Genomic DNA, 26,305 nt, shown 5'->3' on the forward strand with positions numbered 1-26,305 from the left:
TGAGCCATGGGTTCACCGGATCTCACCCCTGCCGACCGTGCTCCGCTGCCTGCCACCGTCGAGGTGCTGGTCGTCGGGGCAGGGCCCGCCGGTTCCGCGTCGGCGGCGTGGGCCGCGCGCGCCGGACGCGATGTGCTCCTGCTCGATTCGGCGGTTTTCCCGCGCGACAAGACGTGTGGTGACGGGCTGACGCCCCGCGCCACCGCCGAGCTGGAACATCTGGGTCTCGGCGAATGGTTGCGCGCGCACACCGTGAACCACGGCCTGCGGATGGCGGGTTTCGGCAAGGAGGCGCTGCTGCCGTGGCCGGGTGGGTCGTTCCCGACGTACGGAAGTGCGGTTCCACGAACCGAACTCGACGACAAACTGCGCGAGACCGCGATCAAGTCCGGTGCGCGGATGGTCGACGGCGCGAAGGTCACCGAGGTGCTGCGCGAGGGCGAGCGGGTCACCGGGGTGACGGTGCGGATCGGCGCGTCCACCCACACGGTGCGCTGCCGGGTACTGGTGGTGGCCGACGGCGTGCGCTCCCCCGTCGGAAAACAGCTGGGTCGCACCTGGCATCGCCGCTACGCCTACGGAACCGCGGCCCGCGCCTACATCAAGTCCGGTCGCAGCGACGATCAGTGGATCTCCTCCCATCTGGAACTGCGCAATGCCGCCGACGAGCTGGTCCCCGGCTACGGCTGGATCTTCCCGCTCGGCAACGGCGAGGTGAACATCGGCGTCGGCTCGCTGGCCACCGAGGCGCGGCCCTCGCACGTCGCCCTCAAGCCGCTGCTCGAGCACTACACCCAGCTGCGTCGCGAGGAATGGGAACTCGAGGGCGAACTGCGCGCGGTGGCCTCGGCGCTGCTGCCGATGGGCGGCGCGGTCTCGAACGTGGCGGGCCCGAACTGGGTGCTGGTCGGTGACGCCGCGGGCTGCGTGAACCCGCTCAACGGCGAAGGCATCGACTACGGCCTGGAAGGCGGGCACATGCTCGCGGACCTGCTCGACGAACCCGATCTGAGCCGAGCGTGGCCGCAGTTGCTGCGCGACCACTACGGACGCACCTTCTCCGTGGCGCGCAGGCTGGCCGGCCTGGCCACCCAGCCGAGGATGGTCCCACTCGGGGGGCCGCCGGTGATGCGCTCGAAGTATCTGCAGCGCACGGCGGTTCGCGTGATGGGCAATCTGGTGACCGACGAGGACCTCGACCTCACGGCCCGCGCCTGGCGGGCCGCCGGACGGGCCTCTCTGCGCGCCGACGAACTGCAGCCCTTCAGCTGATGACCGAGCGCGGGCGAGCGGAACGGTCGCGAGCGAGGCGGCGCGTCGTCCGGTGCCGGCGCTGCTGCCGCAGCCAACTCAGCCGCCCTGGTTCCGCCGGCCGCCAACGGGAGCGAACCCGCACCTGAGTCCGGCCAAAATCACGGGGAGGCGGGACAGCATGGGCGACAACGGCTTCCGCTGGGTGAGCATCGCCCACCCCGATCATCGCGAGCTCGAGGTGACCCTGATGATCCCGGGACCACCGCTTACCGACGACCTCGCCGACGCGATCCGGCGGGCACTGGCCGACGGCACCCACGGCGCCCTCGGGCTGCGCACCGCCGACTGCCAGAAGACCTACGAGGAACTCACCGCGAAGGGTGTCGAGTTCATTCAGCCGCCGTCCGAACGTCCGTACGGCACCGAGGCGATCATTCGCGACAACTCGGGCAACAGGCTGGTGCTGGTCGAGAACCGCGGCTGACGCGCGGGTGCCGCTCAGTGGAGCGGCACCCCTCGCTGTCGGCTCAGAGCTTGGCGAACCAGTTCTCGATGAATTTGCGTTCGCTGTTCAGGACGCGCTGGTGCAACTGTTCGGCCAGCGGCTCGATCGCGCCGCCGACCAGCGGAACCTTCACCTTGACCGTGCCGACGACCTCGATCTCGCTGCCCTCGGCGGTGGGCCGCAGTTCATAGGTGCCCGACATCTCGGTGGTGATGCCGCTGGTGTTGCCGGTGAAACTGCCCTTGGCGACCTCGCCTGCCAGTGGCTGCCAGTTGTCGGTGCGGACCAGGACGAGATCGCTCTTGAGCACCTTGCGCACCAGAGCGGGAACCTTGTCCTTACCTGGGGTTTCGGTCATATGGATGGTGATCGAATCGGGGCCGTCGGGATGGGAGAGTTCGATGGTCGCGGTCTCGGCGCCGGCGAAACGCGCCTGCCAGACGGCGTCGTCGACAAGTGCCCGGTGAAGCTCTTCGACCGGGACGGTGTAGGGCACGGTGAAGCTGAATTTGCGGGACATAGCGGGAATGTTAGGGGAGGGGCTCGTGAGGCGTCGGTGCGTGCAGGAACTTCCGGTCCCCGAGGTGACCGGTACTGTGTGGCGGGTGTCGGAAACCAGCCTGTCGGAGCGGCGGAACAAGCGCCTGCGCCGGGTTCGGGTGTGGGTGGTCGGGGCGGCGACCGTGGTCAGCGTGCTGATGGTGTTGCTGGTCCTCGCGGCCTGGCGCAACGACTTCGAAATCGAGCGGCATCGTGGCGTGACCTCCGGCGAGGTGCTGTCCGCGGGCCGGTTGCGTTCGGCGGTGATCTATGTGACGCCCGACAGCGTGACCCACAATCCGAAGGTCGGCATCCTGTATCCGACGAATCTGACCGCTGGTCAGCGGATCAACGTGGAGTACAGCACGCGCGACCCCGACCTGGTCCGGGTGGCCGGACGCGACGCACGGGTGGCGATCATCCCGGCAGCGTCGGTGATCTTCGTGGCGTGGGCGCTCGCCCTGCCGGTGCTGTGGATCGTGCGCCGAAAGCAGCGCGAGGCGTAACTTCGTTTGCTGTTCGTCCCGGCTTCACGTCGGTGTGGGGGTGTCGCGCGGTGGGACGGTCACCCTGGAAGAGTGCGCGTAGCCATCGTCTCGGAGTCTTTCCTGCCGAACATGAACGGCGTCGTCAACTCCGTGCTGCGGGTGTTGGATCACCTGGACCAGCACGGTCACGACGCGATGATCGTGGCGCCCGATTCCCTGCGCGGCGCCCCACCCGCACCTCGTTTCCACGGCCGATTCCCGGTGCACCGCGTGCCCGCGATGATGGTGCCGAAGGTGAGTTCGCTGCCGGTGGGCCTGCCACAACCGGGCATCACCGCCGCCATCGCCGCATTCGATCCCGATGTGGTGCACCTGGCCTCGCCGTTCCTGCTCGGCGCGGGCGGGCTCGCCGCGGCGACGCGCTTGGACCTGCCGACGGTCGCGGTGTACCAGACCGATGTGGCCGGGTTCGCCAAGAGTTACGGGCTCGGGCTGGCCGCACGGGCCGCGTGGGCGTGGACTCGCCGGATCCACGAGGGTGCCACCCGCACGCTGGCACCGTCGTCGGCGGCCGCGCACGATCTCGCCGAGCACGGGATTCCCCGGGTGCACCGCTGGGGGCGTGGCGTGGACATCGCCCGGTTCAACCCGGCCGCGCGCAGTGCCGAGCTGCGGGCGAGCTGGCTCGGTTCCAGTGACCGGCTCGTTGTCGGGTTCGTGGGCAGGCTCGCACCGGAGAAGCACGTGGAACGGCTGGCCGCACTGGCCGGTGACCCGTCGATCCAGCTCGTCGTGGTGGGCGACGGACCGGAACGGGCCCGGCTGCGCAGGTTGATGCCGGACGCGGTGTTCACCGGCGAACTGGGTGGCAGCGAGCTGGCCACGCACTACGCCAGCCTGGACGTGATGGTGCATCCCGGCGAGCACGAGACGTTCTGTCAGGGCGTGCAGGAAGCGCTGTCCTCGGGTGTGCCGGTGATCGGGCCCGATGCCGGTGGGCCACGGGATCTGATCTCGCACTGCCGCAACGGGTATCTGCTGCCGGTCGACCGGTTCGCGGAATTGCTGCCGAGCGCGGTGTCGGCCCTGCGTGACGCGGGCCAGCGCGGCCGGTTCGCGGCGGCGGCGCGCAAGTCGGTGCTGCACCGCACCTGGCCCGCGGTCTGCACCGAGCTGATGGGTCACTACGCCGACGTCACCGGGATGCGCGAGCGATTGCCGCGCACGGCCTGAGTGGCGCAACCCACCCGCGCTATCGCGGCGAAAAAACTCTAAGCTCGGTGCGTGGCGACAACAGAGCAGCGAGAACCGATTCGGGCTTCGCTGGACAAGCAACCCCACGAGGTCGCGTCGATGTTCGACGGTGTGGCGAAGCGCTACGACCTCACCAATACGGTCATCTCCGGTGGCCAGGATCGGTACTGGCGGTGGGCGACGCGACGTGCTCTCGCGCTGCGTCCCGGCGAGCGGGTCCTGGATCTGGCCGCGGGTACCGGCGTCTCGACCGTGGAGCTCGGCAAGTCCGGCGCCTGGTGCGTGGCCGCCGACTTCTCCCAGGGAATGCTCGCGGCGGGCCGGTTCCGGCAGGTGCCGATGGTGGCCGGCGATGCGATGGCGCTGCCGTTCGCCGATGATTCGTTCGACGCGGTGACCATCTCGTTCGGGCTGCGCAATGTCGCCGACATCGATCTGGCACTGCGCGAGATGCTGCGGGTGACCAAACCGGGCGGCCGGGTCGTGGTCTGCGAGTTCTCCACACCGGTGTTCGGACCGTTCCGCACCGTGTACATGGAGTACCTGATGAAGGCGCTGCCCCGGGTGGCGCGCGCCGTGAGCTCCAACCCGGACGCGTACGTGTACCTGGCCGAGTCGATCCGTGCCTGGCCGAACCAGCGCAGGCTGGCTCGCCGGATCGCGGACGCCGGCTGGGACTCGGTGCAGTGGCGTGACCTCACCGGTGGTGTGGTGGCACTGCACCGCGGCTACAAACTGGGCTGAAACACCCTCGGCGGCGGGGGTGAGTCCGGTCACCCCGACTCGTCCGCGGTCGCGCGCCGACAGCCCGGAATGCGCCCTGATCAGGGGTGATATTCGGGCCGCATCCTCACCGTCGAGATTTCGTCTTGTGAGGTCGATTGTCACCTGGACATAACGTTCGGTAAATCGAGCGCAACGACCAATGCGGATGATCGAGTCATGACAGGGGAAGCGGACAGCCGCGGCACGGACACTGTGCGTACACAGTGCTCGTACTGTGGCGTCGGCTGCGGCATAAACGTCCAGACAAAGACTGATCAGTCTGGTGCGCGAGTGATCGCGAAGGTCAGCGGCGACAAGCTGCATCCGGCGAACGCGGGCAGACTGTGCACCAAGGGCGCCACCCACGCGGAGATGATGGCCGCGCCCGGCCGGATGGACACCGCCTACCGGCGCCCCGAACGCGGGCAGGTCCCCGTTCCACTGCCGGTCGACGAGGCCGTTCACGAAACGGCCACCCGCCTGCGCGCGATCCTCGACGAGCACGGCCCCGACGCGATCGCCCTCTACGTCTCGGGGCAGATGTCGCTGGAAGCCCAGTACCTGGCCACCAAACTGGCCAAGGGCTACCTGCGGACCAAACACATCGAGGCCAACTCGCGCCTGTGCATGGCCAGCGCGGGCACCGGCTACAAGCAGTCGCTCGGCGCGGACGGGCCGCCCGGTTCCTACGACGACTTCGAACACGCCGACCTGTTCCTGGTCAGCGGCGCGAACATGGCCGACTGTCACCCGATCCTGTATCTGCGCATGGCCGACCGGCTCAAGGCGGGCGCCAAGCTGATCGTGGTCGATCCACGCCGCACCGATACCGCCGCGCGCGCCGACCTGTTCCTACAGATCGCACCGGGTACCGACCTCGCCCTGCTCAACGGGCTGCTGCACCTGCTGGTCGCCGACGGTGCGATCGACACCGACTTCATCGCCGAGCACACCGAGGGCTGGGACGCGATGCCCGAGTTCCTCGCCGACTATCCCCCGGACCGTGTCGCGGAACTGACCGGCCTCGCCGAGGCCGATATCCGCACCGCGGCCAGGATGATCGCCGAAGCCGGCGAGTGGATGTCGCTGTGGACGATGGGGCTCAATCAGTCCACGCACGGCACCTGGAACACCAACGCCCTGGTGAACCTGCACCTGGCCACCGGCACCATCTGCAGGCCGGGCAGTGGGCCCTTCTCGCTCACCGGCCAGCCCAACGCCATGGGTGGCCGCGAGATGGGTTACATGGGCCCCGGCCTGCCCGGGCAACGCAGCCTGCTCTCCCCCGCCGACCGCACCTTCGTCGAGACCGCATGGGATCTGCCCGACGGCACCCTGCGCACCGAGTCGGGCCCCGGCACGATCGACATGTTCCGCGGGCTGGCCGACGGTGAGATCAAGGCCGCGTGGATCATCTGCACCAATCCCGTGGCCACCGTAGCCAATCGCAAAACGGTGATCGCGGGCCTCGAGGCGGCCGAGTTGGTCGTGGTGCAGGATGCCTACGCCGAGACCGCGACCAACGCCTACGCCGACCTGCTGCTGCCCGCCGCACTGTGGGCCGAAGCCGATGCGGTGATGGTGAATTCGGAGCGCAACGTCACCCTGCTGCAGCAGTCGGTCGACCCGATCGGCGACGCGCGACCGGACTGGCTGCTGATCGCCCAGGTCGCCACGGCGATGGGTTTCCCGGGCTTCGATTTCGCCTCCAGCGCGGAGGTGTTCGCCGAGCTGCGGCAATTCACCAACCCGGCCACCGGCTACGACCTCAGCGGCATGAGCTACGAGCGCCTGGCACAGGGGCCGATGCAGTGGCCGTGCAATGACGCGGACACCCCGCGCAACCCGATCCGCTATATCAACGACGGCGCCCATCAGCCGCTGCACACGGCGGCCGACGGCACCACCCCGCGGCTCGCTTTCGCTACAGCGAGCAGGCGCGCGGTGTTCTTCCCCCGCCCGCATATGCCCGCCGCCGAACTGCCCGACGACGACTACCCTTTCCTGCTCAATACCGGTCGGCTGCAACATCAGTGGCACACGATGACCAAGACGGGCAAGGTCGCCAAGCTGACGAAGCTGAACGGCCAGCCGTTCGTCGAAGTTCATCCCACCGACGCCGAGAAGCTCGATCTGAAGCCGGGCGATCAGCTCGAGATCGCGTCGCGCCGGGGCCGTGCTGTGCTGCCGGTGCGGATCAGCGACCGGGTGCGACCTGGTGATTGTTTTGCTCCTTTCCACTGGAATGACGAACAGGGCGAATATCTGACGATCAACGCGGTCACCAACGACGCGGTGGATCCGGCCTCGTTGCAGCCGGAGTTCAAGGCGTGCGCGGTGGCGCTGCGCCGGGTCGGCCCGGCCGCCACACCCGAGCAAGCACCCCCGCACCCCGCGCAGCTGCCCGCACAACCGGCCGCGCATCCACTGGCCGGGATCCTCGGCCTCGACGCCGGCATCTCCCCCACGCTCAGCGAGACCGAGCGCATCTATCTCGGCGGTTACCTCGCTGCTCTGCAGTCGCTACCGGTGACCGGGCAGCCGGTGCTTCCGGTGAGCGCACCGTTGTCGACACAGTCACGCCTGTGGGTCGACGGGCTGCTGGCCGGCATGTACTCCCGCAACGCCGGCGCCGCCACCGAAGCCGCCGACAGCCCCGACTCCCACCCGGTCACCGTCCTGTGGGCCTCCCAGACCGGCAACGCCGAAGAACTGGCCGCCACCGTCGCGGCTCGTCTCTCGGAGGCGGGCCTCACGCCGTCGTTGCTCGACATGGATTCGTGCGAGCTGACCTCGATCACCGGTGACGTCCTCATCGTCACCAGCACCTTCGGTGACGGTGGCCCGCCGGACAACGGTGCCGACTTCTGGACCAGGCTCGAAGACAGCATCATTCGCCTCAACGGTGTTCGGTACGCGGTGTTCGCGCTCGGCGATTCCTCCTACGACGACTTCTGTGGCCATGGCCGCAAGCTCGACACCCTGTTCGCCGAACGTGGCGCGAAGCGACTGCTGGCGCGGGTGGACAGCGAGCCCGATTTCGCCGACACCGCCGATCAGTGGCTCGACGATGTCCTGATCGCGATCACGAGCGGATCGCCCGACGACGGCGGTGCGACCGGTGGCGCTCCGCGCGGCCGCGATGCCTCGCTCGTCGGCGCGTCGAACGGCCGCGATTCGATCGGCACCAGCAACGTTGCCCGGCACGCCGATTCGGGCCGTGCGACGCCGTCACCGGCCGGTCGCGGTGGAACGACCGTGCTCGACCGGCAACTCGCGCCCGCCCGAGCGAAGCGCGCCACCACCGCTCCGTTCACCCGCCAGTCCCCGGTCCGCGCCACCCTGATGCGCAACGAGATCCTCAGTGCACCCGGCTCACCGAAAGAGGTGCGGCGCTTCGGTTTCGACCTGCACGACCTCGACGCCGGGTACGAAGTGGGCGATTCGCTGGGCGTACTGCCCGCCAACTGTCCGGATCTGGTCGACGAATGGCTCACATGCACCGGACTCGACGGTCGGCGCGTGATCGAGGTCGACGACCGCGAACTCACGCTCACCGATGCCCTGCGCACCCACTACGACATCACCAAGGTGAGCCAGGACCTGCTCGGCTTCATCGGCGAGCGCAACCCACACCCACAGCTGGCCAAGCTGCTGCGCCGCGACAATCGCAATGAGCTCGCCTCCTACCTGTGGGACCGCCAGGCGGTCGACGTGCTGCGCGACTTCCCGGTACGCACCGATCTCGTCGACTGGCTGAGCGCACTGAAAAAGCTGCAACCACGCCAGTATTCGATCTCCTCGAGCCCGTTGACCACGCCCGACGAGGTGCAGCTGACGGTCGGTGTCGTCCGCTACGGCGACCCGGTGGGCACCTCGGCGCGTCGGGGTGGGGTGTGCTCGACGTTCCTGGCCGACCGGGGTACGACCGAAGTACCGATCTTTCTGCAGCGGGCACCGCATTTCCGTCCGCCGCTGGACCCGAACGCCCCGATGATCATGGTGGGGCCGGGTACCGGTATCGCTCCCTTCCGCGGTTTCCTGCACGAGCGCCGGGCCATCGGCGCGACCGGTCGCAACTGGCTGTTCTTCGGCGACCAGCACGCCGCCCAGAACTTCTACTACCGCGCCGAGCTCGAAGACATGTTCCGCTCCGGTTTCCTCACCCGGCTCGACCTTGCCTTCTCCCGCGATCAGCGCGAGCGGGTCTATGTCCAGCACCGAATGATCGAGCACGGCGCCGAGCTGTGGTCGTGGCTGCGCGACGGCGGCCACTTCTACGTCTGCGGTGATGCCGCCCGGATGGCCAAGGATGTCGACGACACCCTGCTGCGGATCGCCCAGATCCACGGAAAGCTGGACGAGGCCGGCGCGCTGGCCTTCAAGAAGCAGCTCGTCGCCGAGAAGCGGTACGTGCGCGACGTGTACTGATCCGATCAGGCCGCCGCGGGGATCGTCGGCGGGTTGAGCCGGGCGAAGTCGGGCAGCCGGTGGTACGGGTAGTAGGGGTACGGGGGTGTCGTCGCACTCGCCGCATCGAGCGCGGTCAGGTGTTCGGGGTCGAGCTGCCAACCGACCGCACCGAGGTTCTGGCGTAACTGCTCCTCGTTGCGGGCGCCGATCAACACCGTGGCGACCGTGGGCCGGGTGAGCAGCCAGTTCAGCGAGATCTGCGGGACGCTGCGGCCGGTTTCGGCGGCGATACGATCGAGCACCTCGACAACGTCGTAGAGCCGTTCATCGTCGACGGGCGGACCCGCCTGAGCCGTCTCGTGCAGCCTGCTTCCCGCCGGAAGCGGTTGTCCGCGACGGATTTTGCCGGTGAGCCTGCCCCAGCCGAGCGGACTCCAGATGATAGAGCCGACGCCCTGGTCGGCACCGAGCGGCATCAGTTCCCATTCGTAGTCGCGACCGACCAGCGAGTAGTAGACCTGGTGCGCCACCGGCCTTTCCAGGCCGAGAGCCTCGGCGGTAGCGAGTGTTTTCATCAGTTCCCAGCCGGCGAAGTTGGAGACGCCGAGGTAGCGGATCTTGCCTGCCCGCACCAGATCGTCCAGGGCCGTGAGTGTTTCCGCCAGCGGTGTGCCCGCGTCGAAGGCGTGCAGCTGGAACAGGTCGAGGTAGTCGGTGCCGAGGCGGCGCAGCGAGGCGTCGACGGCGCGGATCAGCCTGGCGCGGCTCGAGCCCGCCTCGTGAGGGCCGGGACCGGTGGGCAGCGCCGATTTGGTCGACAGCAGCACCTGCTCACGCCTGCCCTTGATCGCCGCGCCGAGTACCTCCTCCGACGCGCCGTCGGAATAGACGTCGGCCGTGTCGAACAGGGTGACGCCGGCCTCCACGCTGATGTCGATCAAGCGCCTGGCCTGCGCGGCATCGGTATCACCCCATGCACTGAACAGCGCACCACGACCGCCGAAAGTACCCGCGCCGAAGCCGAGTGCCGGAACGAGAAGACCAGATGCGCCGAGCCGTCGGTACTCCATGAGAGCTCCTAAAGGGTCTATAGTGTCGTTAACACGATCGACAGTACACCCGATCCGCGCTAAATGAAACAGGAGTTCCGTTATGGACCACGACATCGCTTGGCCGGGCTCCGTCCGGCCTGGTGGACGCACCGCCCGGGTGCGCGAGTCCGTCCTGGAAGTGGCCGGTGATCTGCTGGCGGACCGCGGATTCGCGCACCTCGACCTGACCGAGGTCGCCACCGGCGCCGGGGTCGGCAAGACGACTGTCTACCGCCGCTGGCGCACCCCCGCGGGATTGGTCGCCGATCTGCTCGTCGACATGGCCGAGCAGTCACTGCCTCGCGCCGACACCGGCTCGCTGCTCGACGATCTGACCGCGAACGCCCGCCTGGTGGCGAAGACTCTCGCCGACGGTCGCCAGAGCAACCTCTTTCGCGCGGTCATCGCCGCCGCCACCTGTGACGATGCCACCGCCGCCGCGCTGCACACGTTCTACGACACCCGGCTCAACGAATGGGCGCCGTGTGTCGAGGCCGCCGTCATCCGTGGCGAGGCGCCCGTCGGCACCGACCCGCGCGCCGTGCTGTCCGCCGTTTCCGCGCCGCTCTACTACCGATTACTGGCCAGCGGCGATCCCATCGACGACGACATCGCCGACCGATCGGCCCGGGCCGCCGCCATCGCCGCCGCCGCGGGAACATTCGTCATCGCCGAGAAGCTCGACGACTGAACGCAGTGGACGACTGAGCGCGGTGCTAGGCGACCGCCGGGGAACGCCAGGCCGGGTCGCGACCGGTGAGACCGAGCAGTCGGTCGAAGGCGGGAGCGCCGGCCGAGACCTCGACAACCGGGCCGAACAGGCCGGGAGTGCCGGCGGGATCGGTCTCGCGCAGGAACTCGTGCAGGATCGCGAGATCCGCAGCGGCGACGGTCACATGCTGTCCGGTGGCGACGGCGAGATCCCACGCGTGGATGGTGATCTCGTCGAGCGCGACGATCGCCATGACCGCGGCGGGCAGCTCCACTCCACCGGCCTCGGTGTCACCCTCCCATGCCTCGGGCACGCGCCACACCGATGTCAGCGTCTCGAGCTGCGCGGCGATGCGGGTGCGCCAGTCATCGGGCAGCGGGCTGTCGGAACCGGCGGGCGGTGGCACGGACCGGCCGATCGACTCCTTGGTCGCGGCCTGGCGGAACGCCTCGGTCAGCCCGACCACGTGGGCGAGCAGATCGCGCACCGTGGACTCGGCGCACGGCGTCGGGTCGGCGAGCTGGTCGTCGGTGATGCCGTCGACGACCAGGGCCAGCGATCGGGCGGCTGGTTCGAAATCGAACTGTGGTTCCATGAGCGCTCCTCAGCGATGGCAATGGCTGCACTGATGCAGACGACACCGTCGCCGGAAAGTCATCGGTGCGGGTTGCCGCGGGCACCGGATGGGCGCACCCTGGACAGCGCAGGACCCGATCGACGTCAATCACGTCCGAGGCTCAACCGATCGAGCAGGCCGACGAACGAGGAGCACCGATGATCGACTACGAAAGCTCTCGCCCACTGGACGAGGTCCCCGAGGCCGATCGCGTCGAACAGGAACAGTCCGCCTTCCGCGATGACGAACGCGACGATCCCGCCTACTCCGACGCCGACTACACCGACGAGATGGCAGCCACCATCGCCCGTGAGGCCGAGACCGCGAATCCGGCGGACGTGATCGAACAGATCATCCCCGTCCCCTTCGACGAGGGCGGCGAGGAGTTCACCGTCGCCGAGGAAGGCTGACGGGCGCGCCAGCGTTCGATCGCCGTTCGCGCACGGCCACGGCGAGGGCGGAGGTTCGCCTAACCGGCGATCTTCGTCCGCAGACCCGCGTGCAGTTCACGCAGGCTGGACCGCTCGGTCGCCACCTCGAGCACGCGCAGACCGTGCGCGTCGGCGGCCAGTTCCACGGCCAATTCGGCGGGATCGAGCTGACGGTGCGGGATGCGGTAGGCGGCACACAGCGCAGCCAGATCCATGCCGTGCGGTGTGCCGAACACCCGCTCGAACACGCCCGCGTACTGCGGATCGCCCTGTTCGAGCAGCTCGAAGATGCCACCGCCGTCATCGTTGGCGACGACGATCGTGAGGTTGTCCGGACGTGGTTCGCCACGACCGATCAGCAGGCCGGACGCATCGTGCAGAAAGGTGAGGTCACCCATCAGCGCCACGGTGCGGCCCGGATGCGCCAGCGCGGCACCGACGGCACCGGAGACCGTGCCGTCGATCCCGGCGACGCCGCGATTGGACAGCACCCGGATACCCGGCCGTGGATGCGAGACCAGGGCGGCGTCGCGCACCGGGTTGGACGCACCGAGCAGCAGCTGATCGCCTTCTCGTAATCCGTCCATGACCACGGCCGCCACATGCAGGCCGGTCGCCTTGGGATGCGCGGCCAGCTCGGCCCGCACCACCGATTCGGCCTGCTGGTTCAGTTCGGCGCAGCGCGCCAGCCACGCGGGCGCGGGCACACCGGTGGTCACCGCGCGAGTGCCGGTGCCCACGACATTGCCGGAGACATCGGGCCAGCGCGGACCGGTGGTGAGCGCGAACACGGTGACGTCCGGATCGGCCAGCACGCGCGAGACCTGCCGGTGCAGGGTCGGGCGACCGGTGATGATCGCCTGGGTGGGCTTCAGCAGCGACAGCGCGAGCGGATGCAGGGCGGGGCCGTGCATCGGCGCGGTCGGCTCGGCCACCGTCGGCAGTGCGGCGAGTTCGGGCAGCATCCGGGCGCCGTGGCCGGAGATGACGACGGTGTCGGGCGTCAGATCGATGTCGAGCGGCACGTCGAGCGTGGCGTACTGGGTTGCCGTCCACGGCCGGTCGCCCTCGCGGCCGAGGGGCAGCGGGTCGTCGGACAGCTCCGGGACCAGCGGTTCCCGCAGCGGGATGTCGAACTGGACCGGGCCCGCGTTGCCGGAACGGGTTCCGCGCGCGGCGGCGAGTACCCGGCACACCGACGAGCGCCACACACTGTTCTGTCGCGGGTAGGCCGACTCCCCCGCTTCGGCTTCGGCCAGCCCGAGGCTGATCGTGGCGCGCACCTGAGAGCCGAACAGCCCGAGCTGTTCCACCGTCTGATTGGCGCCGGTACCGAGCATCTCGTAGGGCCGGTTGGCACTGACGACGATCAGCGGCACCCGCGCGTAGTTGGCCTCCAGGACCGCCGGGCCCAGGTTCGCCACCGCGGTGCCGGAGGTCATCACGACCGGAACCGGCCGCCCGGACGACACCGCGAGACCGATCGCGAGAAATCCCGCGGTGCGCTCGTCGACGCGCATGTGCAGCCGCAGCTCGCCCGCCGCGTCCGCCGCCTGCAGCGCGAAGGCCAGTGGCGCGTTGCGCGATCCGGGGCACAGCACCACTTCGCGGACGCCGCCGCGGACGAGCTCGTCGACGACCACTCGAGCCTGCGCAGTAGACGGATTCACAATCACAGCCTGTCAGACGGGCGCGCACCCGTCTGCCCCCGGCCCGCGTTGCGTGCGTCACCGAGCCGGACGGCGTACCGATATACGAACGCCCCAACCAATTACCGAAGAGCCGGACAGCTATTCATATCCAGCGGCAACCGATATTCATGAAATCGCAAAGAGAACAACAAAAGAAAGAAATCCGGCGACGAGCAGGACGCCCGCCGCCGGATTTCCGCCAACCCGGTAAAAGGCCGGCCGAACGAAGAGTCAGCTCACTCCGCGGGGGCGGTGAGATCCTGGATGCCCGTGACGGACTCGATGATGTTGAGGACTGCGGAGGTGGCGCTGTCCACAGCGGCGCTGCCCGACTCGAGCACACCCGAACCCGCGGACGAGCCGGTCAGCACGTCAGCCGAGCCCGTGGACGCCTCGGCGGAGCCGGTGTCGGCGCTCGCGACGGCGGGACCGAAGAACATGACAGCGGCGGCAGCGGCAGCACCGGTGGCGGCGAGGGTCTTGCGAGAGATCATGTGAGCAAATTTCCTTTCGACCTGTGCAATGCAGTCACTTGAAGCAATTCATATTCCGAATCGCTTGATTGGCAACGTAACCGATAAGGCAGGGTAGTTGTCAATCGCGAAGACGATGCACGCGCATATGACGAATTCGTGGCAACCCGCAATTATCCTGGCGTTCACCGGAGCGGTTACATTCCTCACACAGGCCGACCCGGAATTTACCGCCGACCGGGAATCGATGTGTCCGCCACCACCGCGCACCCCTGTTGCGTGAGGGTGGTCACCCCGAACGCGAAAAGGCCGGTGCGATTCGGTTACCCGAACTCGCACCGGCCCAATCGGACGATCGTGGCGAGGGCTACCTCGCCGTACCGCTCAGCCCGCGTGCTTCTGCACCAGATCGCCTACGCGCGGCAGTGCCTCGATGACGTGCTTCTTGGCCGAACCACGCATCGACGAGTACACCTTCTTCAGCGCAGGCCGGGTGGACGACTCGGCGCGGGCGTCGGTGACGGCCAGCAGCGACTCGGCTACCTCATCGGACTTCGCGGCCAGCAGATCGGCGAAGGTGCCGGTGCCGGAGGTGGTGAATTCAGCCCAGTACGGCTGGAGCTGATCGAGCAGTTTCGGCGCCAGCGACGCGAGGCCGTCGGGAACGATGGTCGGGCTGATCTTCTTGACCGCCGCGTAGCCACCCTTCACGGCCAGGCCGGACGCACCACCTTTGTCCGAGACCTCGGCGTCGAGCACCTCGACGGCGTCAGCAAGGAAAGCCGGACGCTTGGCGTCGTCGAGCAGGGATTCAGACAGTGCTGCAACCACTTTCAGGTTCCTCCGGATCGGTTCGATGTACGAGCAGGCGCAACTATACGCACCGGGTGCTCAGAGTATGCGGCGACCGCTCGAGCTGCGGTGTTACGACCTCGTACCGCGGCGCCGGAAGGTAGGGCAATAATCGTGTTCGTGACTTTCGATCCGAAGCTGTGGCAGCCCGTCCCCGGGTTCGAGGACCTGACCGACATCACCTATCACCGCCATATCGAGCAGGGCACGGTGCGGGTCGCGTTCGACCGGCCCGAGGTCCGCAACGCGTTCCGTCCGCACACCGTCGACGAGCTGTACCGCGCGCTCGATCACGCGCGGATGAGCCCCGATGTGGGCGCGGTGCTGCTCACCGGCAACGGTCCGAGCGAGAAGGACGGTGGCTGGGCGTTCTGTTCCGGCGGTGACCAGCGCATCCGCGGCCGCAACGGCTACCGGTACGCCGACGGCGAGACCGCCGACACGGTCGACGCGGCGCGCGCGGGCCGACTGCACATCCTCGAGGTGCAGCGGCTGATCCGTTTCATGCCCAAGGTGGTGATCGCGCTGGTCAACGGCTGGGCCGCGGGTGGCGGGCACAGCCTGCACGTGGTGTGCGATCTGACGCTCGCCTCGCGCGAGCACGCGCGGTTCAAGCAGACCGACGCCGACGTGGGTTCGTTCGACGGTGGTTACGGCAGCGCGTATCTGGCGAAGATGGTGGGCCAGAAGTTCGCCCGCGAGATCTTCTTCCTCGGCAGGCCGTACACGGCCGAGGAGATGCACCAGATGGGTGCGGTGAACAAGGTCGTCGATCACGACGAGCTGGAGAACGTCGCGCTCGAGTGGACCGCCGACATCAACGGCAAATCGCCGCAGGCGCAGCGCATGCTGAAGTACGCGTTCAACCTGCTCGATGATGGTCTGGTCGGTCAGCAGCTGTTCGCGGGCGAGGCGACCCGTCTGGCGTACATGACCGACGAAGCGGTCGAGGGCCGAGACTCGTTCCTGGAGAAGCGCAAGCCCGATTGGACGCCCTACCCCTGGTACTTCTGAGAACGGACACCCCATGGAGATTCTCAACAGCCGGATCATCGTGCGTCCCAGCGATTACGGTCGCACGCTGGCGTTCTACCGCGACAGCCTCGGCTTGGCGATCGCACGGGAGTACCCGGGTGGCACGGTGTTCTTCGCCGGGCAGTCGCTGCTCGAGGTTGCCGCACACGGTGGCAGCGGGCAGGCGGGCAGCTTCGACGGCGCGATCTGGTTGCAGGTGCGCGATGTCGAGGACGCGGCAGCGGAGTTGGCGCTGAAGGGAATTCAGATCGAGCGAGCACCGGTGCTCGAGCCGTGGGGTCTGTGGGAGATGTGGGTGCGCGATCCGGACGGGGTCGCGATCGTACTGGTCCAGGTGCCCGCCGAACATCCGATCCGGCGGGATCCGCGCTGGTCAGCGGAGTGAGTGAGCTGTGCACGCGGCCGAGCCGAGTTGCCGATGACGGCTCGGCCGCGCACGATAGCTGCGAGCAAGCGCCCGACCGACGCCGTCCGGACCGCCGTGCGAGTGGTGTCCATCTACTGAATCGCAGTCGCTATGCCTGGCTTTTCCGACCCGTTTCCCGACAAACCGACCCGTTGGCCGGGTCTTGTCGGTCGCATGACACGATCGAAGCCGTGAGGGCGCGCGGCAAGCTGTTTCCGGAGGTGGTGGGCATGAGGGAGCGCAGCGAGCGAATCAAGTGCCAGCGCGCAATGCGCACGGTGCGGCCGAGCGCCAGCGAGGCCGCGGCGTGAGCAGAACCCTGCGGACGCTGCAGATGCCGACCGGTGCAGGGGTCAGCGAAGTGATGCCCCACCTGCGCCAAGCCCTCGACGGCAGCGGCCCGGCGTGGCTACCGATCCCGACCACCGACCGCCGGGAGGCGCGCAGACTCTCCGACGCGCTCAAACCCGGCGATCCGATCGATGACGATGTCGCGCTGGTCGTGACGACCTCGGGCACCACCGGTATCCCCAAGGGCGCGTTGCTCGGCGCCGAGGCACTGCGTGCCAGTGGCAACGCCACCCACGACCGCCTCGGCGGTCCGGGTAGCTGGCTGCTGGCGCTGCCCACCCATCACATCGCCGGTATCCAGGTGCTGCTGCGCAGCATTCTCGCCGGTACCGAACCGACCGTGCTCGACGTGTCGGGCGGATTCCTGCCCGAGGCGCTGGCCGGCGCTGTCGGCGCGATGCGCGGACCGCGTCGCTACACCGCGCTGGTACCCACACAGCTGATCAAGTCGCTGGATTCGCCGATCGCGGCCAAGGCGCTCGCCGAACTCGACGGAGTCCTGGTCGGCGGTGCGGCCACGCCCGCGCCGGTGCTGGACCGGGCGCGCGACCTCGGTATCACGGTGGTTCGCACCTACGGGATGAGTGAGACCTGTGGCGGGTGCGTCTACGAGGGCGTGCCGCTCGACGGCACCGAGGTACGGATCGAGGACGGTCGCGTCATTCTGGGCGGTGCGATGATCGCGCGCGGTTACCGCAATCTGCCCGATCACCCGGCCTTCGCCGAGCCCGGCTGGTTCCGGACCGAGGACGCGGGCTCCTTCGACAACGGTGTGCTCTCGATTTCGGGCCGCCTCGACGAGGCGATCATGACCGGCGGGCTGCTGGTGATTCCGCAGGTGGTGGAGGCTGTGCTGGCCAACCACCCCGGTATCCGCGAATGCATCGTGCTCGGCCTGCCCGACGAACGGCTGGGTCAGCGGGTCGCGGTCGCGATCGTGCCGACACCCGGTGCCGCGCCGACGCTGGACGAGCTGCGCGCCCACGTGGTGGCCGAACTCGACTCGATCGCCGCACCGCGGGAACTGGCCGTCCTGTCCGAAATCCCGCTCCGCGGCCCCGGCAAGCCCGACCGCGCGGCCCTGCGCAAGCTCCTGCTGGCCGAGTAGCCGCCGGCGACAGCGCTGTGCAAGGGGCGTGCAAGTCGGGGTGGGCACGGTAGCGCTCATGACTTACACACCCACTTCATCCCTCGCCGTCGAGGCGGACGGGCTGGTCAAGGTGTTCGGGAAGCAGCGGGCGGTCGACGGGGTCAGCCTGACGGTGCCGCGCGGCGCCGTGTACGGCGTGCTCGGACCGAACGGCGCGGGCAAGACCACGACCATCAAGATGCTGGCGACCCTGCTCCGCCCCGACGGCGGTAGCGCCCGGATCTTCGGCCGCGACGTCGTGGCCGAACCGAACGCGGTGCGCTCGCTGATCGGTGTCACCGGTCAGTACGCCTCGGTCGACGAGGAACTCACCGCCACCGAGAACCTGATCATCTTCGCCCGCCTGCTCGGCCTGAGCAGGGGCGATGCCCGGCGCAAAGCCGTCGAGCTGCTCGAGGAATTCGACCTCGTCGAGGCCGCGTCCAAGCCGTTGAAGAACTTCTCCGGCGGGATGCGCAGGCGCCTCGACCTCGCTGCCAGCCTCATCTCCACCCCGCCGCTGCTGTTCCTCGACGAGCCGACCACCGGCCTCGATCCCCGCACCCGCGCGCAGATGTGGGACACCATCCGCAGACTGGTCCGCGAGGGCGCGACGGTGCTGCTCACCACCCAGTACCTCGACGAGGCCGACCAGCTGGCCGACCGGATCGCGGTGATCGACCGCGGCAAGGTGATCGCCGACGGCACCGCAGACGAGCTCAAGGCCTCCATCGGCGGCGCATCGGTCCACCTGACCCTGGTCGATCCCGAGCAGCTCGACGAGGCCCGCCGCATCGTCGGCGACTTCCTCGGCGTGAGCGCGCAGATCAGCCCCGAAGCGGGCAGGCTCACCGCACCGCTGCCCGACCCGAATCTCACCGCCGACCTGCTGATCCGGTTGCGCGACTGGGAGGTCGGGGTCGAGGAGATCACCGTCAGCAAGCCGACGCTGGACGAAGTCTTCCTCACCATCACCGGCCACCCGGCCGACGAATCCGACGACACCGAACGGAGCGCGGCATGACCGCAGTTCTCACCGCTCCCCCGACCATCGACGACATTCCCCAGGCCAGCGACCGAATCAGCCTGCGCGACACGATCTCCACCTCGTTCACGATGGCCTATCGCGGCCTGCTCAAGATCAAACACAATCCCGAACAGCTCTTCGACGTGACGGTGCAGCCGATCCTGTTCACGGCACTGTTCACCTACATCTTCGGCGGCGCGATCTCGGGCAGCGTGTCCGGCTATCTGCCGGTGCTCATCCCGGGCATCCTCGTGCAAACCGTGGTGCTGACCTCGGTGGTCACCGGCACGCAGTTGCGCGAGGACATGGACAAGGGCGTGTTCGACCGCTTCAAATCCCTGCCCATCGCCCGGGTCTCGGCGCTGTCCGGTGCGCTACTGGCCGACATGGTGCGCTACGCCATCGCCTCGACGCTGACCGTGCTGGTCGGGCTGGCGCTCGGCTACCGGCCCGGCGGTGGTCTGGTCGGCGTGGTCGCGGCCTGCCTGGTGGTCGTGGTGTGCTCGTTCGCGGTCAGCTGGATCTGGGCGCTGGTCGGTGTCACCGGCAAGAGCGCCGCGTCGGTGCAGGGCATCTCGATGATGGTGATGTTCCCGCTGACGTTCATGTCCGGCGCCTTCGCCCCGGTGAGCACCATGCCGGGCTGGATGCAGGGGCTCAACCACGCCAACCCGGTGTACTACATGGTCAACACCTGCCGAGAACTGATGAACACCAACAGTTACGGCACCGACCTCGTCTGGTCGCTGGTCGGGTCGCTCGTGGTGATCGCGATCTTCGCGCCGCTGGCGGTGCGGGCCTACATGCGCCGCGCCTGAACACCGCTCTTCCGCAACGGCATTCGATCCACCGGGTCGGGTGCCGTTGTCGTGTCAGCGCAGTCCGGAGATGATCTCGATGATGCGCGTCGCGGCGTCGAGACGACGCGTTCCCGCCGCGCGATGCAGGGCCGCGTCCATCGCGGCGTCGCCGACGGCACCTCGGTGCAGGGCGATGTGGGCGGTCAGTTCCATCGACGGGCCGTCCTGCCTGGCCACCGATGTCCTTGCGAGGGTGAGCAGTTCGAGCCCCTCGGCGCTCATGGGATCGGTGGCGAGCAGATAGGAACCGAGTCCGCACGCGACCGCGCCGATCTGCGGCAGGTCGACGTACTGCGCCAGGCGTTGATCGGCGGTCTCGATCAGCTGCGCCACCAGGCCGGCGGCAGCGGAGGCCCGGCCGTGCAGCACATGGGCACTGATGGTGGCCGCCGCCACCATCAGCGAACCGGGGCCCGGCGTCGGTTCGAAATCGGGCCAGCCGAGCAGTTCCAGCCCGCGAAGGTAGTGGCCGAGCCCGGCGTCGATATCACCCTCGGCGAGTTCGAGTTCGGCGATGGCCGTCGCGGCGTTGGCCAGGCGGTGGTTGCGGCGGACCGCGGGGTCGTCGACCGGGCTGACGCCCGAATCATTCGGTCGCACCGCGAAGTCGAGTTCGGCACGCGCCTGCTCGAGTTGACCACCCCCCACCAGGGCCGCGGCCAGGTAGCAGCGGCTCTCCATGATCTCCTCGTGCACCCGGAGCCGGCCCATCAGCTCCAGCGCGCTGCGGTAGTACGTCACGGCCTCGTCATAGCGCGCGGACTGGCCGCACAACTGAGCCAGGTGCTGGCACACCGTCGCCCGGCCCCAGACTTCCGCCGCGTCCATGTCGTCGAGTGCGCGCAAGGAGTCGAGGGTCGAGCCCGCGACGTTGCCGCCGTTCTCCCAGAAGTTGGAACGGGCCACCCACGCGGCAAGCCGGACTTGTCGATGACGTGATCGCGCGCCCCGCGCGAACAGCCTGCCCAACCGGAATCGCTTGGGCTGCACGGTGATCACCGTACCCAGGAAGGACAGGCCGGGATCGAGATCGGGGTTCGCCAGCAACCGCCTCGCGCGCATGCGCACGATCCCCGTCGCCCGGACGCCACCGTCCTTGAGGAACAGCATGTGCAGGCAGGTCAGCAGGTGCGTGATCATCTGGAGGTCGGCGGCCTCCCCCGAGCCCGGCGTCGGCGGCGCGACAACGACCAATCGCATGGCCCACCCGGTGAATTCCAGGTGCGCGCCACGCATCACCCACACCATCGCGACCACCGGAAAGACCGAGTACGCGGTGTGCGCGTCGGCGCGGTCGACGGCAGTGCGCAGCACCGCGACCAGGTTGTCCAGATCGGCACTCACCGCCAGCACCGACGCCACTTGATCGCCGTCGCGGTAGCCGCGAAACGCGTCCAGCGCGAATTTCCTGGCCCAGCAGAACATCCGGTCGAGAACGAGCGCGGATTCGGCACCGGCGGTCACCGCGTCGACGGCGGCGATCTGTTCGGCGCCGAACTCACGGACCGTTTCGAGCATGCGGTAGCGGATGCCGGCGCCGTCGGGGTCGTCCAGGACCGTGAGCAGGGACTGCCCGACCAGCCCGTCGACCGCGGCGGCGACATCCGCTCCGGCGGCCACGATCTCGGCCGCGGACAAGGTGAATCCGGCCGCGAAACGACTCAGCCTGCGCAGGGTCACCTGCTGATCGGGGTCGAGGAGGTTCCAGCTCCAGGCGATCACCGCGTGCAGTGTGCGATGCCGATGCGGCGCGGACCGATCACCGCTGCGCAACAGGGCGAAACGATGTTCGAGCCTGGTCTCGATCTCGGCGACGCTCATCGTGCGCACCCGCGCGGCGGCGAGCTCGATCGCCAGCGGGAGGCCGTCCAGAGTGCGACACAGCCGGGCCACGGTGTCGGGATCGAGCCGCACGTCGGGACGTACCGCCCTGGCACGTGCCGAGAACAGTTCCGTGGCAGGCGAACCGGCGGCGTCGATCGCCAAAGGAGCGAGGGGATACACGGATTCGGCGGTGATCGCCAGCGGCGAGCGGCTCGTGGTGAGCACCGTCAGCTGGGCGCAACTACCGACCAGATCGGCGACCACCTCCGCCGCGGCATCGATCACGTGCTCACAATTGTCCAGAATCAGCACCATCGGCCGCTCCGCGAGCGCCTCACGCAGGCGGGTGCGCGCATCGATCTGCCTGCCCTGCCGGATGGCTCCCGGGTCACGGATCACCTCACCCAGGCCCATCACCTGCCCGATCACGACTTCGATGCCGGTGCGCGATTCGCCGTCCGTCTCCGATTCGGGCTGCACCGAAGCCAGTTCGACGAGCACCACCGGCACCGAACGAGCCAGCCGTTCGCCCACCGCGTTGGCGATTCTGGTCTTGCCGGTGCCACCGGGACCGAGGACGGTGGTCACTCTGGAGCGGTGCGCCAGATCGGTGATCGCGTCGAGATCCGCCGAGCGACCGAGCAATTCATTGGGCGCCGCACGCAGCCCGACTGCCGTGCGGGTCATCGAGGTGCGGTTTGCCGTTCGTCGGTCAGGGGTGCTGCTGTTCGCCGCTTCGACCGACAGCGTGTTCGCCCGCTGTTCGCCCGACCCCACGGTGGTCGACGCGCCGGTGCGCTGGGGGCCACCGTCGCTGGACGTCGTCGATGGGCCGACCGTTTCTGCCTCGGCTCCGCTGCCGTGTGTCCAGGTGCCAACAGGCGAGTAGTGCCCGTCGGTTTGCCCGGGTCCGTCGCCATCCCCAGTGTCGAAGCCTGCCCTACCAGCGGCGACCGGGGCGGCCTTGCTGTTACGGGTTCCGGGGAGCTCGATCGGTTCGCCGCGCAAAATGGCGGTGTTGAGGGCGAGAAGAGTGGGCCCTGGGTCGGCGCCGAGTTCTTCGATCAGGCGCAGCCGGTACGTGGCGAAGACTTCGAGGGCTTCGTTGGTTCGGTCCGCGGCAGCGAGAAGACGGATCAGGGTCGTGTGAGCGGATTCGTCCAGGGGGTTGGTCGCCGCGGCCGCGCGAGCCAGCGGGATGGCGGCGGTGAAGTCGCGCAAGCTGGTGCGAGCGGTGAGTTCGGTCTGATCGAGGTGGCGGCGGAGCTCAGTGGCGGCCGCGCGCAGATCGTCGGCGGGGGCGGAATCAGGAAGATCGGCGCCCGGCTCGCCGCGCCACAGGGTGCGGGCCAGCGCGATCGTCGCGAGGCTGTCGGTGGTGTTTCCCGCGGTCAGATCGTCGTCGGCTCGACGGGCCAGCGCGGTGACCGCGGTGAGGTCGACGCTGTCGGCGGGCAATCTCAGCCGGTAACCGGCCGGGCCGATCTCCAGTGCGCCGTCGGGCAGCATCGCCCGCAGGCGCGAGACCTGCGTGTGCAGCGCGTTCATCGGGGCGCGTGGTGGTTGTTCGCCCCACACCTCGTCGATCAGCGTTTGCGCGCTGCGAGCCCGGCCCGGATGCACCGCGAGCGCGGCCAGCAGCAACCTGGCGCGGGCGCCGGGTAGCGCGATCATGGCGTCGTCGCGGCGGATCGCGATCACGCCGAGCACCCCCACGACAACGCGGGAGAGTGCCTCGGAGGGCGACCCCTCGGGGCCGCGATGCTGTACAGACATGCCGGATGTCATCGTAGGCGAGGGCGGTGACGGGTTCCCGGTTCGCGCCTCGGCGCGACACCGCCGACGTTGTGTCCCGCGATTTTGTCCCCACCTCGCTTTAGGCTCACGCACATGGGCAACTTCGAGGTGTCGCGGCGCACCGTCATCGCCGCTGAACCGGCACGGATCCACGCACTGATCGACAACTTCCGCCAGTGGCGGCTGTGGTCGCCGTGGGAAGACGCCGATCCGCAGCTCGCCCGTACCTACACCGGCCCGGAAGCCGGCGTCGGCGCCCGCTACGCCTGGCGGGGCAACCGCAAAGCCGGTGCGGGGGTGATGGAGATCAAGGCCGACGCCGAACGCGAGATCGGCGTGGAGCTCACCTTCGAGAAACCTTTCAAAGCCACCAATTTCGTCACCTTCACGCTCGCTCCGGTTGCCGGTGGCACCGAGGTGACCTGGCAGATGACCGGCACCCACTCCGGGCTGATGGGCGTGCTCGGCAAGGTGTTCCCGATCGACAACCTCATCGGCAAGGACTTCGACAAGGGACTGGCCCGGCTCAAGACGGTCGCCGAGTCCACCCCGGCCTGACCGCGATCAGGCGCCCTCCGGCCGAGCGCGAGGGGCTCCAGGAGCGGGGAGCGCCCGTGTCGGATTAGGCTTCGATCCATGGCTACAGCAGCGGAATGGATCGAGGGCGCCCGACCGCGGACGCTGCCCAACGCGATCGCGCCGGTACTCGCGGGCACCGGCGCCGCCGCGTCGGTAGACGGGGCCGTCTGGTGGAAAGCGATTCTGGCGCTGCTGGTTTCACTGGCGCTGATCGTCGGGGTGAACTACGCCAACGACTACTCCGACGGCATTCGCGGCACCGACGACGTGCGGGTCGGCCCACTGCGCCTGGTCGGCTCGAAGCTGGCCTCCCCCGAAGCTGTTCGCACCGCCGCGGTGCTCAGTCTCGCGATCGGCGCGGTCGCCGGCCTCGTGCTGGCCGTGACCACCGCGTGGTGGCTGGTACTGATCGGCGCGCTGTGCCTGGCGGGCGCATGGTTCTACACCGGCGGCAGCAAGCCGTACGGCTACAGCGGTTTCGGCGAGATCGCCGTGTTCGTGTTCTTCGGGCTGATCGCGGTGCTCGGCACCCAGTACGTGCAGGCGCTGCGGGTCGACTGGGTCGGCCTGCTGCTCGCGATCGGCGTAGGCGCGTTCTCCAGCGCGGTGCTGGTGGCCAACAACCTGCGTGACATCCCGACCGACACCGAGTCGGGCAAGGTCACGCTCGCGGTGAAACTCGGCGACGCGCGCACCCGCACCCTGCACCTGGTGTTGCTCGCGGCGCCGTTCGTGATCAGCCTCGCGCTGATCGCGCGCACGCCATGGGCGCTGGCCGGACTGCTCGCGTTGCCGCTGGCGATCCGGGCCAACGCCCCTGTGCGCACCGGTAAGGGCGGGCTGGAACTGATTCCCGCCCTCCGCGATTCGGGGCTCGCCCTGCTGGCTTGGTCGGCGCTGAGCGCGCTGGCCGTCGGGCTCGCGGGCTAGTCGCCGTCGGGCACCAGAATGCCGAGCACCCAGTTGACCAGCGTGATGATCAAGCCACCCCACAGCGCCGCCCAGAAGCCGTCGACGCGAAGGCCGTAGTCGGTGAGCTCGGTGATCTTGGCGGTGAGCCACAGCATCCCCGCGTTCACCACCAGCAGGAACAGGCCGAGGGTGAGGATCACGAACGGCAGCGACAGGAGTTTCACGATCGGCTTGATCACGGCATTGACCGCCGTGAACACGAGCGCGACGATGAGCAGGACCAGGGCCTTGCCCCAGTTGCCCCACTCCGCTGACCACTCGGGCGGCACGTAGATATCGATCTTGTCGATCCACGCGGCCGCAGCCCAGATGGCTATGGCGTTGATGACCAACCGGATTGCTAGTTGCATGCACGCAATGCTAGGCCGGGAAACGGACATTGCGGCGGGTCTGACACACACCCGATGTGGAATTCACGCGGCGCGGTCGAGCATCGCGTAGAGATCGGCGCGTAGGCCCGATACCGCGTCGCGGCCGCCGAGCAGGTCCGTGGTGGCCGGGTCTGCCCCGCGCAGGATGCCGAGCAGCAGGTAGGTCGAGGAGATCTCGCGATCCTTGCGGTGGATCGCCTCGCGCAGCGCGAGTTCGAGTGACTTCTTGGCCGTGCTCGTGAACGGGATGTGCCCGGAGCCGAGCAGTCGGCCGAACATGCCGCGTTTGGCCTCCGGTTCGGCCTGATCCCAGGCCTGCGGGCCGAAGTTGTCGGCGATGCTGGCCTGCACGGCATCCAAATCGATGCCGATCGAGCGCAGGGCCTGCGCGTCGTCGGCGCCCAGCGGCGGCTCGCTCGTGCGGGCGACGAGGGCGGCGCGCACACCGCCGGCGGTGATGCCGCGCGCGTCGAGCACCGCGCGCAGCTCCGGTTCGGCGTTCGACACGGTGCCGAGCAGCACATGCTCCGGCCCGATCCGCTTCGCGCCCAGCTCCTTGGCGTCGTCCTGGGCACCGACCACCGCGGTTCTGGCCTCGCGGCTGAATTTTTCGAACATCAGCGGGTTCCACCTTTCCGGTTGTGTTTCTGATGGACCGCTTGCTTACTCACCTCGAGCGCCTCGGCGATGGCCTGCCACGACCAGCCGTTGGCTCTGGCATTGGCGACCTGGATGGTTTCGAGTCGGTCGGCCAGCCTGCGCAGGGCGAGCACCGCGCGCAGCCCGACCGCGGGGTCGGGGTTGCCTGCCGCTGAGGCGAGGGTTGTTGCATCGGTCATACCGTCAATTTTGATTGACGTCGGCCATGT

The 26,305-nt window shown here is 68.6% G+C and carries 24 protein-coding genes and 1 pseudogene; 15 read left to right on the forward strand and 10 right to left on the reverse strand.

What is annotated here, in order from left to right:
* The first annotated feature begins 6 nt into the window (after positions 1–6).
* A complete protein-coding gene (locus ACFULV_RS20125; protein WP_378634248.1) occupies positions 7–1,272 on the forward strand; it encodes a geranylgeranyl reductase family protein in 1,266 nt (421 codons plus the stop codon).
* Positions 1,273–1,429: 157 nt separating this feature from the next.
* Positions 1,430–1,738 (forward strand): annotated as a pseudogene (locus ACFULV_RS20130) (VOC family protein); the annotation flags it as partial.
* 43 nt (positions 1,739–1,781) lie between these two features.
* Here the strand turns inward: ACFULV_RS20130 and ACFULV_RS20135 are convergent.
* On the reverse strand, positions 1,782–2,279 hold the full coding sequence (locus ACFULV_RS20135) for a DUF2505 domain-containing protein (protein ID WP_378658681.1): 498 nt from the start codon (positions 2,277–2,279) through the stop codon (positions 1,782–1,784).
* An 85-nt stretch (positions 2,280–2,364) separates the two neighbouring features.
* Between ACFULV_RS20135 and ACFULV_RS20140 the strand changes: the two genes are divergently transcribed.
* The 4 genes from ACFULV_RS20140 to ACFULV_RS20155 all read left to right on the forward strand — a co-directional run bounded on the left by ACFULV_RS20140 (position 2,365) and on the right by ACFULV_RS20155 (position 9,237).
* Positions 2,365–2,805, forward strand: a complete 441-nt coding sequence (locus tag ACFULV_RS20140; protein WP_378634244.1) for a DUF3592 domain-containing protein — start codon at positions 2,365–2,367, stop codon at positions 2,803–2,805.
* Between the two features lie 72 nt (positions 2,806–2,877).
* Positions 2,878–4,020: a glycosyltransferase family 4 protein gene (locus ACFULV_RS20145; RefSeq protein ID WP_378658683.1), complete on the forward strand. Its 1,143-nt coding sequence runs from the start codon at positions 2,878–2,880 to the stop codon at positions 4,018–4,020.
* A gap of 51 nt (positions 4,021–4,071) precedes the next feature.
* Entirely contained in the window at positions 4,072–4,785 is a 714-nt protein-coding gene (locus ACFULV_RS20150; protein ID WP_101465554.1) for a demethylmenaquinone methyltransferase, read from the forward strand.
* A 198-nt stretch (positions 4,786–4,983) separates the two neighbouring features.
* A complete protein-coding gene (locus tag ACFULV_RS20155) occupies positions 4,984–9,237 on the forward strand; it encodes a molybdopterin-dependent oxidoreductase (RefSeq protein ID WP_378658685.1) in 4,254 nt (1,417 codons plus the stop codon).
* Positions 9,238–9,242: 5 nt separating this feature from the next.
* On the opposite strand, the gene ACFULV_RS20160 is transcribed toward ACFULV_RS20155, so the two are convergent.
* A complete protein-coding gene (locus tag ACFULV_RS20160) occupies positions 9,243–10,289 on the reverse strand; it encodes an aldo/keto reductase (protein WP_378658688.1) in 1,047 nt (348 codons plus the stop codon).
* An 82-nt stretch (positions 10,290–10,371) separates the two neighbouring features.
* Between ACFULV_RS20160 and ACFULV_RS20165 the strand changes: the two genes are divergently transcribed.
* Positions 10,372–11,001: a TetR/AcrR family transcriptional regulator C-terminal ligand-binding domain-containing protein gene (locus ACFULV_RS20165; protein ID WP_378634232.1), complete on the forward strand. Its 630-nt coding sequence runs from the start codon at positions 10,372–10,374 to the stop codon at positions 10,999–11,001.
* A gap of 25 nt (positions 11,002–11,026) precedes the next feature.
* Here the strand turns inward: ACFULV_RS20165 and ACFULV_RS20170 are convergent, their stop codons facing one another.
* Positions 11,027–11,617: a TIGR03086 family metal-binding protein gene (locus tag ACFULV_RS20170; RefSeq protein ID WP_378658690.1), complete on the reverse strand. Its 591-nt coding sequence runs from the start codon at positions 11,615–11,617 to the stop codon at positions 11,027–11,029.
* Between the two features lie 179 nt (positions 11,618–11,796).
* Between ACFULV_RS20170 and ACFULV_RS20175 the strand changes: the two genes are divergently transcribed.
* Positions 11,797–12,048 carry a hypothetical protein gene (locus ACFULV_RS20175; protein ID WP_378658693.1) on the forward strand — a complete coding sequence of 84 codons (252 nt, stop codon included), beginning with the start codon at positions 11,797–11,799 and terminating at the stop codon, positions 12,046–12,048.
* A 59-nt stretch (positions 12,049–12,107) separates the two neighbouring features.
* Here the strand turns inward: ACFULV_RS20175 and menD are convergent, their stop codons facing one another.
* The 3 genes from menD to ACFULV_RS20190 all read right to left on the reverse strand — a co-directional run bounded on the left by menD (position 12,108) and on the right by ACFULV_RS20190 (position 15,064).
* Positions 12,108–13,739, reverse strand: a complete 1,632-nt coding sequence (gene menD, locus ACFULV_RS20180; RefSeq protein WP_378658696.1) for a 2-succinyl-5-enolpyruvyl-6-hydroxy-3-cyclohexene-1-carboxylic-acid synthase — start codon at positions 13,737–13,739, stop codon at positions 12,108–12,110.
* Positions 13,740–13,996: 257 nt separating this feature from the next.
* Positions 13,997–14,254 carry a hypothetical protein gene (locus tag ACFULV_RS20185; protein WP_378634224.1) on the reverse strand — a complete coding sequence of 86 codons (258 nt, stop codon included), beginning with the start codon at positions 14,252–14,254 and terminating at the stop codon, positions 13,997–13,999.
* A 363-nt stretch (positions 14,255–14,617) separates the two neighbouring features.
* Complete coding sequence (locus ACFULV_RS20190) at positions 14,618–15,064, reverse strand: DUF6918 family protein (RefSeq protein ID WP_056814402.1); 447 nt, start codon at positions 15,062–15,064, stop codon at positions 14,618–14,620.
* A gap of 141 nt (positions 15,065–15,205) precedes the next feature.
* Between ACFULV_RS20190 and ACFULV_RS20195 the strand changes: the two genes are divergently transcribed.
* The 5 genes from ACFULV_RS20195 (at position 15,206) to ACFULV_RS20215 (ending at position 19,851) form a co-directional block, all read left to right on the forward strand.
* Positions 15,206–16,099: a 1,4-dihydroxy-2-naphthoyl-CoA synthase gene (locus ACFULV_RS20195; RefSeq protein WP_194826848.1), complete on the forward strand. Its 894-nt coding sequence runs from the start codon at positions 15,206–15,208 to the stop codon at positions 16,097–16,099.
* 13 nt (positions 16,100–16,112) lie between these two features.
* The gene (locus ACFULV_RS20200) at positions 16,113–16,505 is read left to right on the forward strand and encodes a VOC family protein (RefSeq protein ID WP_378634221.1); all 393 of its coding nucleotides are present in this window, start codon (positions 16,113–16,115) and stop codon (positions 16,503–16,505) included.
* Positions 16,506–16,860: 355 nt separating this feature from the next.
* A complete protein-coding gene (gene menE / locus ACFULV_RS20205) occupies positions 16,861–17,985 on the forward strand; it encodes an o-succinylbenzoate--CoA ligase (protein ID WP_378658719.1) in 1,125 nt (374 codons plus the stop codon).
* A 58-nt stretch (positions 17,986–18,043) separates the two neighbouring features.
* Positions 18,044–19,030 carry an ATP-binding cassette domain-containing protein gene (locus ACFULV_RS20210; RefSeq protein ID WP_378634218.1) on the forward strand — a complete coding sequence of 329 codons (987 nt, stop codon included), beginning with the start codon at positions 18,044–18,046 and terminating at the stop codon, positions 19,028–19,030.
* Entirely contained in the window at positions 19,027–19,851 is an 825-nt protein-coding gene (locus tag ACFULV_RS20215) for an ABC transporter permease (RefSeq protein WP_378634216.1), read from the forward strand. The genes ACFULV_RS20210 and ACFULV_RS20215 overlap by 4 nt, the downstream gene beginning before the upstream one ends.
* Before the next feature lie 54 nt (positions 19,852–19,905).
* Here the strand turns inward: ACFULV_RS20215 and ACFULV_RS20220 are convergent, their stop codons facing one another.
* Positions 19,906–23,493 carry a BTAD domain-containing putative transcriptional regulator gene (locus ACFULV_RS20220; protein WP_378658699.1) on the reverse strand — a complete coding sequence of 1,196 codons (3,588 nt, stop codon included), beginning with the start codon at positions 23,491–23,493 and terminating at the stop codon, positions 19,906–19,908.
* A 114-nt stretch (positions 23,494–23,607) separates the two neighbouring features.
* Between ACFULV_RS20220 and ACFULV_RS20225 the strand changes: the two genes are divergently transcribed.
* Complete coding sequence (locus tag ACFULV_RS20225; RefSeq protein WP_378634211.1) at positions 23,608–24,072, forward strand: SRPBCC family protein; 465 nt, start codon at positions 23,608–23,610, stop codon at positions 24,070–24,072.
* A gap of 78 nt (positions 24,073–24,150) precedes the next feature.
* Positions 24,151–25,023: a 1,4-dihydroxy-2-naphthoate polyprenyltransferase gene (locus ACFULV_RS20230; protein ID WP_378634208.1), complete on the forward strand. Its 873-nt coding sequence runs from the start codon at positions 24,151–24,153 to the stop codon at positions 25,021–25,023.
* Here the strand turns inward: ACFULV_RS20230 and ACFULV_RS20235 are convergent.
* From ACFULV_RS20235 to ACFULV_RS20245, 3 genes are all read right to left on the reverse strand, one after another.
* A complete protein-coding gene (locus ACFULV_RS20235) occupies positions 25,020–25,415 on the reverse strand; it encodes a phage holin family protein (RefSeq protein ID WP_378634206.1) in 396 nt (131 codons plus the stop codon). The two genes, ACFULV_RS20230 and ACFULV_RS20235, sit on opposite strands and share 4 nt — an antisense overlap.
* Positions 25,416–25,478: 63 nt before the next feature.
* Positions 25,479–26,054 (reverse strand): Clp protease N-terminal domain-containing protein, encoded by a 576-nt coding sequence (locus ACFULV_RS20240; RefSeq protein WP_378658702.1) that lies wholly within the window; start codon positions 26,052–26,054, stop codon positions 25,479–25,481.
* Positions 26,054–26,275, reverse strand: coding sequence for a hypothetical protein (locus ACFULV_RS20245; protein WP_019049431.1), 222 nt, complete (start codon positions 26,273–26,275; stop codon positions 26,054–26,056). The genes ACFULV_RS20240 and ACFULV_RS20245 overlap by 1 nt, the downstream gene beginning before the upstream one ends.
* Between the last annotated feature and the right edge of the window lie 30 nt (positions 26,276–26,305).

This window comes from Nocardia sp. NPDC057272 (assembly GCF_042668615.1).
Classification (GTDB): Bacteria; Actinomycetota; Actinomycetes; order Mycobacteriales; family Mycobacteriaceae; genus Nocardia.